Source organism: Catenulispora pinisilvae (genome assembly GCF_015356865.1).
Lineage (GTDB): Bacteria > Actinomycetota > Actinomycetes > Streptomycetales > Catenulisporaceae > Catenulispora > Catenulispora pinisilvae.
Window position 1 is genome coordinate 1 of sequence record NZ_JAAFZA010000294.1, and the last position, 11,440, is coordinate 11,440.

Consider the following 11,440-nt stretch of genomic DNA (forward strand, 5'->3'; position numbering starts at 1 on the left):
GCTGGGGCCGGGCCTGGCCGGGGGCTAGCGGGCGGCCGGTCTGCGGGTCGAAGCGCGGTTCGGGCTGCGCCGGGGTCCACGGCTGCTGGGGAGCGGGCCCGGGGGCCGGAGCGTGACGAGGATCACCACCCTGCGGTCCGCCCGGACCGGGCTGCGGCGCCCGTCGGGGCCGGGAGTCGTCGTCCTCGCGCGGCGGATCCGGATGCCACAGACCACTGCCGTCGCTCGTCATTTCTCCAGCGCTCCCCGCGTCCGTGGGTCGGTCGTCCGATCATTGTCGGTGTTTCAACTTGCCATTGTGTCCTGTGCGGGGGCGTGATGGGCGCGCTTGGCGCGGTAGACGCGCAATCCGATCAGCAGGATCAGCAGCAATCCCGATCCGATGATCAGAGCAAGGGCGATGATGCCGATGCGGCTGACCTTCACGGTGACAGTGGTGAAGCCGCCCTTCAGGGGTGTGAACAAGTTCGACGGATAATACGTGCAGTTCTGGCTGAGGTCTTCACAGGTGTAGAGAGTTGCGCTGAGCGTCACCTGCTGCCCGTTACCCCGTGCCTGTACCGGGATACGGACCGTGGCCGTCTGGCCCGGGTCCACGGTGTGCGGGCCCTGGTCCTCATCGAACTTGAGCTCCATCGTGTGCGCGCCCTCATCGTGTGCGCGCAGATAGATGCGGATGGTCGTGTTGGTGCGGTTGTTGATCGTCACCGGGACTGTTCCGGATTTGCCGGACATCGTCAAGGGTGGGGTCTGCGTACCGAAGGACACCAGACCGTGGTCGGCCACCACCGCGCTGTAAACGGTCTGCGCGTACGTCTGGTCGCCGCCGTGGTTGCGCCACCAGGTCGCCACCGGCCGCAGCGGCACGGCGGTGTCGTACGTGTGCCCCGGCATGATCGAGTGCAGCGCGTGGTAGAGCTGCTGGCTGTCCCAGGCCGTCTGCACCACGGCGGTCGGCGCGTTCGGCGTGGCGGGCTTGGTCAGTGCCGAGATGTGCTCGGGCGTGGCCGGTGCGCTGAGCACCCGGTCCAGGTTGTCCAGCCCGTACCACTGGTAATTGGGGGGTACCGAGTTGATGGCCTTGATGGCGCTGACCAGAGCCGGCGCCGGGTCGAAGTCCCGCGGCGGCACCACGACCAGGGCCCGGTTGGTGTCGTCGCGCGCGGCCAGCGCGGTCTGCGCCAGCCACTGCTGTCCGGCCAGGACGCCGGTGTCGCTCAGCGTCGGGGTGGCCTTGGCGGGGTCGGTGAAGACGGACGATAGGTAGTTGTCGTAGACGATCGTGTTCGGGCTGTTCGGCAGCGCGGCGTGCGCTGACGGCCAGGAGTAGGCCGCGTTCGAGCCGACCAGCGGGACCAGGCTGGGCGTCTTGGTATTGGCGATCGCGTTCAGGGTGGTGGCGTCGGCCTGGCCGTCGGAGGGCCAGGCGATGACCTGGTCGCTCTGCCGGCAGCCGCCGACTCCGGCGTTGGTGCCGGCGGCCACGTTCAGCAGATCCTGGCCGGCCGCGCTGCGGGACAGGGTGTTCAGATCCGGGTCGCCGTACAGGAGGTTCCAGCAGTTCTGCCCGGCCCCGAGCAGGCCGGTGGCCTTGGTGTACCAGTTCGTCGGATCCGTGGCGGGGCCGCCGGTCAGCTTCCCGTTCTTGTCGGGATAGAAGTAGCCGTTCTCCAGCGCGTTCGCGGTGTACAGCACATCCGGATCGACCAGCCAGTTGACCGGGATGCCCGAGGCGTCGTCCAGGATCCGGTCCAGCCGGCCGCCCGGCGCGAACTGTTGCGCCGTCGACTGGTCGGCCACGATCGGGTCCGCCGCCGAGTTCGGCACCTTCTGCCCGGTCAGGCCGGGCTGGCCGACCACCGGCCACAGCAACGCCAGCCGGGCCACATTGGTGCCCTCTGGCTGCTTCGGCTGCCACAGCGTGTACGTTCGCGCACCACTGAGAAAGGTCCCGTCGGAGTCGAAGGCGTCGATATCGACCGCGTAGACCCCGGACGTCGGCTTGTTGGAGCCGAAGAATTCAAGCTCCTTCGGCGTGAACTGCCAGTTCAGGGTGGTGCCCGGGGCGAGTTTGGCGACCGGTACCCTCGCGATGTCCGGCTGCCCTCCGCCGCCGTTGGGGGTGGAGCCCATCGCCGAGCGGTTGTACACCAGCGAGCGGCGGACCTCCAGATGGATGTCCCGCAGCGTGGTCGAGCTGGTGTTGGCCACCTTGCCGGAGAAAGTCATCGGCTCGGAGAGGTTGGCGAAGTTCGGGATCTGGGGCGAGACCCCGGTGATCCCGACCTGGACCGCTGGGGAATCCGCGTGGGCCGTGTCGGCGCGCGCGCTGCCGGGCAGCAGGCTCGCGGCACCCACGAACAGCGTGAAGGCGGAGAGTGCGCGCAAGACTCGGCTGGTCACCTGACGAATCGTAGTCCGGCCCGGCCACCGCGCCCCGACACGTAAACTCGGACACCATGCACACCGACCAGCAGCGACTCCCGGACCCGCAGCTTGACCAGGCACAGCGGGCGGCGGTAACAGAACTGCTACGAGTCGCGCCGGTGCTCGGCGAGCTCGCCGGCCGGTTCGCCGCCGCAGGTCACAGCCTGGCTCTGGTGGGCGGTCCGGTCCGGGACGCGCTGCTGGGCCGACCCGGCGACGATCTGGACTTCACCACCGACGCGCGCCCGGAGCAGGTGCTGAAACTGGTGCAGGGCTGGGCCGAGGCGGTGTGGGATGTCGGCATCGCCTTCGGGACGGTCGGCGCGCAGAAGGCCGGCGCCAAGCTGGAGATCACCACTTTCCGCTCCGAAGCCTACGACCGCGAGTCGCGCAAGCCCTCGGTGGCCTACGGCGATTCGATCGAGGACGACCTGTTCCGCCGGGACTTCACGGTGAACGCCATGGCGGTGCGGCTGACCGCCGATCCCGAGCGGTTCGAGTTCATCGATCCCTATGGCGGTCTGAGCGACCTCGACGCGGGTCTGCTGCGTACTCCCGGCACTCCGGAGATGTCCTTCTCCGACGATCCGCTGCGGATGATGCGCGCGGCCCGGTTCGCCGCGCAGCTCGGGTTCGACGTCGCGCCCCAGGTGCGGCAGGCGATGACCGAGATGGCCGAACGGCTGACCATCGTCAGCGCCGAGCGGGTGCAGGCCGAGCTCTCCAAACTGCTCACCGCCGCGAATCCGCGGGCCGGCCTGACACTGTTGGTGGACACCGGGCTGGCCGAGATCGTGGTGCCGGAGCTGCCCAAACTGCGGCTGGAGATCGACGAGCACCACCGGCACAAGGACGTCTACGAGCACACGCTGACGGTGCTGGAACAGGCCATCGCGCTGGAGACCGACGGCCCGGACCTGATCTTGCGCCTGGCCGCGCTGCTGCACGACATCGGCAAGCCGAAGACCCGCCGGTTCGAACCCGGCGGCGGCGTGTCGTTCCATCACCACGAGGTCGTGGGCGCGCACATGACGGCCTCGCGGCTGCGGAAACTGAAGTACAGCAAGGAGATCATCGACGACACCTCGCAGTTGGTCGAGCTGCATCTGCGGTTCCACGGCTACGGCGAGGCGGAGTGGACGGACAGCGCGGTGCGCCGCTACGTGCGCGACGCCGGGCCGTTGCTGGAGCGGCTGCACAAGCTGACTCGCTCGGACTGCACGACCCGCAACCGCCGCCGGGCCCTGATGCTGGAGCACGCCTACGACGATCTGGAACGCCGGATCGCCGAACTGCGCGAGCAGGAAGAGCTCGACGCGATCCGCCCGGATCTGGACGGCAACGAGATCATGGAGATCCTCGGCATCAGGCCTGGACCGGAAGTCGGGGCCGCGTACAAGTTCCTGCTGGAGCTGCGCATGGACCGCGGCCCGGTGGATCACGAAACGGCGGTCACCGAACTGCGGTCCTGGTGGGCCGAACGCGACGCCGAACGGAAGCAGGCGTAGGCGATTCCGCCCAGCAGGTACACGGCGACGGTCGCGTAGAGCAGCGCGATCGACTTCCCGGACGCGGGCAGGGTCGCGGCGGCCACCGCCGCCGCCGCGACGAAGGCGCCGTTGAAGAGCATGTCGTAGAGCGAGAAGACGCGTCCTCTATATGCGTCGTCTACATTGCGCTGCACAGTGGTGTCGGTGCAGATCTTCTGTCCCTGCGCCAGGAACCCCAGGACCAGCGCGCCAGCCAGCAACGGCGGGACGCGCCACCAGGTGGCGGACGCGGCCAGGACGATCGCGGAGGCGACCATGCAGACCGTGATCCAGGTCGGGAAACCGATATGGCGCAAGATGATCGGCGAGGCCACGGCGGCGACGAAGTAGCCGGCTCCGGAGACCGCGACCGCGGTGCCGAAGCCGCGCAGGCCGGCGTTGGTGTTCTGCGGATCGTTGAAGGTGTTGCGGAACAGCAGCAGGACCATGATGGTCGTCAGGCCGTAACAGAACCGGTTCGCGGTGATGGCGGCTAGAGCTGCGGCCGCGGGTTTGCGTTCCCTGAGATGTCGCAGGCCCTCTCCCAGGCCCCGGGCGACGACCTTCAGCTCGCTCCAGGTGGATGTCTGGGGACGCTCGTCCGGACCGAGCGAGTCGCGCGGCATGGTGCGCGCTACTAGACCGCTCCCCGTATAGAGGACAGCGCCGACGACGAGGATCAGGGCGTTCGCGCCGTCCCCGGCCCCCACCAGTGCGCGGACCACCACACCCACGGAACCGCCGAGCGTCGCGGCCAGCGTCCCGGCGGTCGGCGAGACCGCGTTGGCCACCACGAGCCGATCGTTGTCCACAGCCTGTGGAAGAGCGGCGGACAGCCCGGCGAGGATGAAGCGGTTGCAGCTCAGGACCGCCAGCGCGGAGGCGTAGAAGAGGAATCCGCTGTGTCCGGCCAGGACCTGGGTGGCCACGAGCAGCACGATCACGGCCCGCAGCAGGTTGGCGTAGAGCAGCACCTGGCGGCGGCGCCAGCGGTCCAGGAACACGCCGGCGAACGGGCCGATGACGGTGAACGGGATCAGCAGCGTGGCGAACGCCTTCGCGACGTCGGCGGCCGTCGCCTCCTTCTGCGGGGAGAACACGACGAAGGCGGCGAGGGCCACCTGGAACACGCCGTCGCCGAACTGACCGGTCAGACGGGTCGCGAACAGCCGCCGGAAGAGCCCGGACCTCAGCAACTCCCGGAGATCACTCACTCTGGCAGCGTAGTGCGCCCGGCGCCCGCGGAGCCCGCAGCGGCGTCGCTACTTGGCGCTGTCGAGGCAGAGAGTCTTGGTGCGGTCCTTGTCCACAACGGACAGGACCACCGCGGGATAGGCGTCGCAGCTGTTGCTGTCGCCGCCGGCGAGCACCGCGGCCACCTTGAACGCCGCGCCGCCGTCGGTGCAGCCGACGGTCTTGAAGCTGCCGCCGGCCGGGGCCGTGACGCAGTCGCCGGCCTTGGCCGCCGACGGTCCCGGCCGGTTCGCGTACCAGAGCACGGCGGCCAGCGCCGCGACGATCACGGCGGCGCCGGTCAGCGTGGCGGTCCGGCCCCTCATTCGTCGAGGTCCAGCACCCGGGCGTGCAGCACCGTACGCTGCTGCAATGCGGCGCGCACCGCGCGGTGCAGGCCGTCTTCCAGGTAGTAGCCGCCGTGCCAGTGCACGACGTGGGCGAACAGGTCGCCGTAGAAAGTGGAGTCCTGCGACAGCAGGGCGTCCAGGTCCAGGTGGCGTTTGGTGGTGATGAGCTGGTCCAGGCGGATCTGGCGCGGGGCCACCTCGGCCCACTCCTTGAAGGAGCGTCCGTGGTCGGGGTAGGGCCGCCCTTCGCCGATGCGCTTGAAGATCACGGCACCAGGGTAGCCGGACCGGTTCGGCAAGGTGGCTCCCGATCGGCAAAGAGGGCACAAAATCGTGACGGTTCGGGACCGGACTGTGATGTTCCCGACGTGGTGGGGGCCGGCATGGCCGATGAGCGCGGCATCGCCGGGAGAAAATATCGGGCTTCCTACGAACCTGTGCGGGTGTCACGTGAGTCGACACTGACGTGAGAATCCATATGGGAAGCCGTGGCGCGGAGCATCCCGATTTCCGGGAGGAATTCCGCGAGTTCGCGGTGGCCAGCCAGGGCCATCTGCGGCGGTCGGCCTACCTGCTCTGCGGTGACTGGCACTTCGCAGAGGATCTTGTCCAGATCGCCTTCGACCGCATCTACCGCCATTGGAACCGGGTCCGGGCCGCGGACAACCCCGGTGCCTACGCGCGGCAGGTGGTCTACCGGTGCTTTCTGGACTCCAGGAAGCGGCACCGGGACACGGTGCCCCTGGAACACCTCCCCGAGAAGGCGTCGCCGGCCGAACCGACCGAGACCCGCCTCGCGGTGCTGGCCGCGCTCAAGCAACTCCCTCCGCGTACCCGTGCCGTGGTGGTGCTGCGGTACTGGGAGGACATGAGCGTGGAGCAGACCGCGGGGATCCTCGACATCTCCCAAGGCGCGGTGAAGAGCATGGCCAGCCGCGGCCTGGCGCTGTTGCGGGAACCGTTGGCCGGATTAGCCGAGACGTCAGGCCGATCGTGAGCAGGAGCGAGGAAGCAGACCTGACATGAGTATCGAGATGAACGAAGACGACGGGGCCGTGCGCGGTCTGCTCGGCACGGCCTTCGCCGATGCCGAACCGCCGTTGCGGGACCTCGCGAGCGGGTCCATCGCCCGCGGGGACGGGCAGCGGCGCCGGAACCGGATGTTCGCCGTCGGCGGTGCCACGTTGAGCGCGGTGGCCGTGATGGGGACGTTCGCCCTGGTGTCCGGGGCCACGCCGGGCAGGCACGGGAATCAGGGCCCGGCGAACCAGGTGACGTCCGCCGCCAGCTCGGCGAACCCGAGCGGGAAGCTGCCCTTCGGGCCGGCGGGGGGCAGCGTGCAGAAGGCGTTGGACGTCAAATGGCAGCTGCCCGGGTTGCTACAGCCGTTGCTGCCGCAAGGGATCACCGCCGGAGCGCCGGCCACGGATTTCAGCCCCGACCCCCGCTCTCCCGCCCTTCTGACCGGGGCGACCGGCACGAACCAGGTGACCATGTGGGTCGGGACGGCGCCGACCAGCCAAGCCGACGTCCTCAAGGCCATCCCCTGCCCCTCGAAGATGGACTGCCAGACCAAGGCGGTCCAGGGCGGGACGGTCTACATCCATCAGGGAAGCACCACCGCTGCTGATGCGCTCCGTGATGGTGGGGACCACTATCCGGCGGACACCTTGAAGGCGAGCGCGGCCAAGACCATCGCGGCCGAGGATCTGTCGGTGACCTTCGTCCCGGACGACCGGAGCAAGTACGAGTTCAACATCGAGATGTCGACGACGACCGCGAAGTTTCAGTACGCGGAGCACGAGCCGTCGGACTATCCGACCGGCGAGGCGTGGCCGCCGGATCTGAATCGCAACGACTCGTCCTTCGACCCCGCAGGCCTGATGGTGTCCGCCGACGACGTCGTCGCGATGCTGGCCAAGCCGGGGATGAACAGACTGGAATCCCTGCTCGATCCGAACACCGCGGTCTCGAAGGGGACGCAGGACAAGTTCACCCAGACCGCGTCGCAGATCGTCGCGGCCGCGGCGCCCGCGCTCCCGGCGGGCGTGAAGGCCGGCATCGAGACGTCGATGATGCAGGTGAACATGGTGGTGACCGGGTCGACCGGCAAGAACGTGGTGACGTGGGAGACGGGGAGCCAGAGCAGGTATCGGCAGAACATCAATTGGTGCCCGCCGAACGTGAACTGCTCGAACAAGGCGGTGCCCGGCGGGACGCTGGAGGTCTGGGCTGAGAAGCCGATGGACAGCAAGGGGACCATCTCTACGGACGGCTTCTCCAGTTACGAGTACTGGTTCTTCCCTGATGACGCCAGCAAGCCGGGAGTGACCATGACGCTGGAGACAGACGCCAGTCGGACCGGCGTTCCGGTCCAGGTCATCACTCCGCCCGGGCAGACCTACTCCGAGACGGACGGGCCATACGCCCTGCCGCAGGTGAGCGCTGATCAATTCGCGGCCGCGGCGCAGAGCGGTCAGTTGTCCGCGGCCATCGCCCAGGCGACCCCGCTGCTCGCGACGCTTCAGTAGCCCACGCAGTAATAGGTCACACAGTGGACAGTGCCCGGGCCGTACATGGCCCGGGCACTGTCATAGGCAAGGGGTTGGGAAATCCGCTTTACCGTCCCCGGGCGCGCCCTGTTAGCTCGATCTCATGCACCCCGTGACCGAAGACGCCCTCCGCGACAGTTTCGCCAACTGTTCCAAGGGTGAGGCGAAACGTATTCCGATGCCCCGGGACATGGCCGACCTGCCGTGGTCCGAACTCGACTTTCTCGGCTGGCGTGACCACCGGGCCCTGGACCGGGCGTACCTGGTGACGCCGCGTGGGGACGGGCTGATCGGCGTCACGCTGCGCAGTGCCGCCAGCCGCAAGGGATTCCTGAAGTGGAACATGTGCACGCTGTGCTTCACGGCGCATCCCGGCGGCGGCGTCACGCTGATGACCGGGCGCAAGGCCGGCGACGCCGGACGCCAGGGCAACTCCGCCGGGCTCTATCTGTGCTCGGACCTCGCGTGCTCCTTGTACATCCGCGGGTCGAAGACGCCCGCGCTCGGCGGCCGGATCGAGGAGATGCTGACCACGGAGGAGCAGATCGCGCGCATGTCCGAGAAGCTTGAGGAATTCCTGGTGCGGCTCGGGGTGTGAGGGCTGGGGCGAGGTGCCGAGTGGGGCCCGCGGTGCGGTGCCCGCGTCACTCGAAAGTGGCCGTGCGGTGCCTGCGTCACTCGAAAGTGTGAGATGCGCTCAGGGCCGGCGGGCCCGCAGCAACACCCCTTCGCCACCGTCGAAGGGCACTCCTTGCAGGACCGGCGCGCGTCGCACTTCGACGAACCCGAGGTCCAGGTGCAGGTCGATGGACGCGGGATTCGCCGCTGAGACGAAGCACCAGACGTCCGGCTCCCGCTCCCAGACCCAGGCCATCCGCCACCGGGTCAACGCGTCCCCGATCCCGCGCCGCCGCCACCGCGGCACCACCGACACGCCCATCAAGTAGTGCCCCTCGGGCGCGCCGTCGCCGGTGTGCGCTGCGAGATGAATCACATTCGCGTACCCGGCGACCTCCGCCCCGACCCGCGCGACGACCACCACGCTCCGCTCGTCGCCCAGCGTCCGCGCGATCCGCCCGGTCCAGTCCGAGACCGTCCCGCCCCGCGCTTCGACCTGCACCTCGGCCAACGCATCGAGGTCGTCCCCGACCGCCTCGCGTAGCGCAGGGACCACCGCCGCCGCCCGGCTGACCGGCGACGGGAGGTACTCAGCAAACGGTGACACCGGTTCCGACATTGCCGTTTCCTCGGCTCGGGGGGAAGTGTAGAGACACCGAAGGCCCAGACCGATGGTCTGGGCCTTCTCACGCCCACCTGGGCGGATGCGGAGGATACGAGATTCGAACTCGTGAGGGGTTGCCCCCAACACGCTTTCCAAGCGTGCGCCCTAGGCCACTAGGCGAATCCTCCGCCGGAAAGCATACCCGACTCCCAAGGTGGGTCCGCACTCCTATATGCTTGTCCCCGGACTCCCATGCGGCGTCATCACACTCAACTCCCCCAGGGCTTGACGGCAGCAAGGGTCGGTGTGCTCTGGCGGGTGCATGGGAGTTCTTTTTTGTCCTGTTGTCGGTGTCAGCCGCTACCTTTGCTACGTGTCCCTCGCGCTCTATCGCCGCTATCGGCCCGAGACCTTTGAGGAGGTCGTCGGCCAGGAGCACGTGACCCTGCCCTTGCAGCAGGCCCTCCGGAACGGCCGGGTGAACCATGCCTACCTGTTCAGCGGGCCGCGGGGGTGTGGCAAGACCACCAGCGCGCGGATCCTGGCGCGCTGCCTGAACTGTGAACAGGGGCCCACGCCGACACCCTGCGGGGTCTGCCGGTCGTGTGTGGAGTTGGCCAACGGCGGGCCCGGGTCGATCGACGTGATCGAGATCGACGCGGCCTCGCACGGCGGCGTGGACGACGCCCGCGATCTGCGGGAGCGGGCGTTCTTCGCGCCGGCCGCGTCCCGGTTCAAGATCTACATCATCGACGAGGCGCACATGGTGACCTCGGCGGGCTTCAACGCGCTGCTGAAGGTGGTGGAGGAGCCGCCGCCGCACCTGAAGTTCATCTTCGCCACCACCGAGCCGGAGAAGGTGATCGGGACCATCCGGTCGCGCACCCACCACTACCCGTTCCGGCTGATCCCGCCGGGCGTGCTGCGCGAGCACCTGACCGACATCACCGCGCGCGAGGGCATCAAGGTCGAGCCGGAGGTGCTGCCGCTGGTGGTGCGGGCCGGTGCCGGCTCGGCGCGCGACGCGATGTCGGTGCTGGACCAGCTGCTGGCCGGTGCCGACGAGAACGGTGTCAGCTACGCGATGGCCACCGGCCTGCTCGGCTACACCGACGCCGCGCTGCTGGACCGGCTGACCGAGGCTTTCGCCGGGCACGACGGCGCGGCCGTGTTCGGCCTGGTCGACCAGGTGGTCGAGAGCGGCCACGACCCCCGCCGCTTCCTGGCCGACCTGCTGGAACGCTTCCGGGACCTGGTGGTCCTGAACGCGGTCACCGACCCCGGCGCGGCCCGGGCGCTGATCGACGTCCCCGACGACCAGTTCGAGCGGATGGCAGCCCAGGCCCGGACCTTCGGCGCCGCCGAGCTGTCCCGCGCGGCCGACCTGGTCAACACCGGCCTGACCGAGATGCGTGGCGCCACCGCCCCGCGCCTACAGCTGGAACTGGTCTGCGCCCGCGTGCTGTTGCCCGGCGCCGACGACGCCGAACAGGGCCTGGTCGCCCGTGTGGACCGCCTGGAGCGCCGTGGCGTGGTGCTGGGCGCCGCCGCACCGGCGCCGATGGCGCCGATGGCCGGCGGGCCGCGGGTGGTCGCCGACGAGTACGACGAGCCGCCGGTGCGGCCGCCCGGTGGCGCGGGTCAGCAGGAGGCTTCCGACGCGATGCCGGAGGCCGGCGGAGGCGCGCGGGGTGCCGAGGGGCAGCAGCCGGCGGGACTCGGGACGCCGCCCTGGGAGCAGGGTGGCAGCGGGCCGGGTGGCGCTGGTGGTCAGCAGCAAGCTGCCAGCGGGTCGAATCCCAGCGAGTTGAGCGGCGGTAGTGGTCAGCAGCAAGCTGCTGGCGGGCCGAATGCCGGCGGGCCGGGCGGCGCTGGTGATCAGCAGTCGACCGGACTTGGAACACCGCCTTGGGAACAGGGCACCGATGCGCCGAGCGGCGATGCCGGTGGTCAGCAGTCCAGTGGCGGCGCGCTGGGCACCCCGCCTTGGGCTCAAGGCCCTGGCGGCGGCGCGCCGACCCTGGAGCCGCAAGCCTCTCCAAGCGACACGCGTGGCTCCGCCGCGCCCGACACCAACCGGCGACCGCCAAGCGATTTCGCCCCGGCGTCGCCCGCCCCCGAAAGCGC

At 69.3% G+C, this 11,440-nt stretch carries 10 protein-coding genes, 1 tRNA gene, 1 other RNA gene and 1 pseudogene; 6 read left to right on the forward strand and 7 right to left on the reverse strand.

Going from position 1 to position 11,440, the window contains the following annotated elements; translation table 11 throughout:
* Both IZR01_RS51705 and IZR01_RS43510 read right to left on the reverse strand, forming a co-directional pair.
* Nucleotides 1-232, reverse strand: a pseudogene (locus IZR01_RS51705) (ATPase); the annotation flags it as partial.
* Nucleotides 233-285: 53 nt separating this feature from the next.
* Complete coding sequence (locus IZR01_RS43510) at nt 286-2,403, reverse strand: hypothetical protein (RefSeq protein ID WP_194898491.1); 2,118 nt, start codon at nt 2,401-2,403, stop codon at nt 286-288.
* 56 nt (nt 2,404-2,459) lie between these two features.
* Between IZR01_RS43510 and IZR01_RS43515 the strand changes: the two genes are divergently transcribed.
* Entirely contained in the window at nt 2,460-3,935 is a 1,476-nt protein-coding gene (locus IZR01_RS43515; RefSeq protein ID WP_194927245.1) for a CCA tRNA nucleotidyltransferase, read from the forward strand.
* Here the strand turns inward: IZR01_RS43515 and IZR01_RS43520 are convergent.
* Genes IZR01_RS43520 through IZR01_RS43530 form a run of 3 tightly spaced genes read right to left on the reverse strand, consistent with a single transcriptional unit; the run spans nt 3,866 to nt 5,808 of the window.
* Nucleotides 3,866-5,170, reverse strand: a complete 1,305-nt coding sequence (locus IZR01_RS43520; protein ID WP_194927246.1) for an MFS transporter — start codon at nt 5,168-5,170, stop codon at nt 3,866-3,868. The genes IZR01_RS43515 and IZR01_RS43520 overlap by 70 nt on opposite strands.
* A 48-nt stretch (nt 5,171-5,218) precedes the next feature.
* The gene (locus IZR01_RS43525) at nt 5,219-5,515 is read right to left on the reverse strand and encodes an LppU/SCO3897 family protein (RefSeq protein WP_194927247.1); all 297 of its coding nucleotides are present in this window, start codon (nt 5,513-5,515) and stop codon (nt 5,219-5,221) included.
* Nucleotides 5,512-5,808 (reverse strand): type II toxin-antitoxin system VapB family antitoxin, encoded by a 297-nt coding sequence (locus IZR01_RS43530; protein ID WP_194898487.1) that lies wholly within the window; start codon nt 5,806-5,808, stop codon nt 5,512-5,514. The genes IZR01_RS43525 and IZR01_RS43530 overlap by 4 nt, the downstream gene beginning before the upstream one ends.
* A gap of 209 nt (nt 5,809-6,017) precedes the next feature.
* Here IZR01_RS43530 and IZR01_RS43535 point away from each other — a divergent pair, with 209 nt between their 5' ends.
* The 3 genes from IZR01_RS43535 to IZR01_RS43545 all read left to right on the forward strand — a co-directional run bounded on the left by IZR01_RS43535 (nt 6,018) and on the right by IZR01_RS43545 (nt 8,689).
* Nucleotides 6,018-6,536: a SigE family RNA polymerase sigma factor gene (locus IZR01_RS43535; protein ID WP_194898486.1), complete on the forward strand. Its 519-nt coding sequence runs from the start codon at nt 6,018-6,020 to the stop codon at nt 6,534-6,536.
* Nucleotides 6,537-6,561: 25 nt separating this feature from the next.
* Nucleotides 6,562-8,070 carry a hypothetical protein gene (locus IZR01_RS43540; RefSeq protein ID WP_194898485.1) on the forward strand — a complete coding sequence of 503 codons (1,509 nt, stop codon included), beginning with the start codon at nt 6,562-6,564 and terminating at the stop codon, nt 8,068-8,070.
* 124 nt (nt 8,071-8,194) lie between these two features.
* Entirely contained in the window at nt 8,195-8,689 is a 495-nt protein-coding gene (locus tag IZR01_RS43545; protein WP_194927248.1) for an FBP domain-containing protein, read from the forward strand.
* A 99-nt stretch (nt 8,690-8,788) separates the two neighbouring features.
* On the opposite strand, the gene IZR01_RS43550 is transcribed toward IZR01_RS43545, so the two are convergent.
* Both IZR01_RS43550 and IZR01_RS43555 read right to left on the reverse strand, forming a co-directional pair.
* Complete coding sequence (locus IZR01_RS43550; RefSeq protein WP_194898483.1) at nt 8,789-9,328, reverse strand: GNAT family N-acetyltransferase; 540 nt, start codon at nt 9,326-9,328, stop codon at nt 8,789-8,791.
* 88 nt (nt 9,329-9,416) lie between these two features.
* A tRNA-Ser gene (locus tag IZR01_RS43555) sits at nt 9,417-9,501 on the reverse strand.
* Nucleotides 9,502-9,554: 53 nt separating this feature from the next.
* Here IZR01_RS43555 and ffs point away from each other — a divergent pair.
* Both ffs and IZR01_RS43565 read left to right on the forward strand, forming a co-directional pair.
* Nucleotides 9,555-9,651: signal recognition particle sRNA small type (ffs, locus tag IZR01_RS43560), an RNA gene on the forward strand.
* A 35-nt stretch (nt 9,652-9,686) separates the two neighbouring features.
* The coding region (locus IZR01_RS43565; protein WP_194927249.1) for a DNA polymerase III subunit gamma and tau at nt 9,687-11,440 on the forward strand (1,754 nt) is incomplete at its 3' end.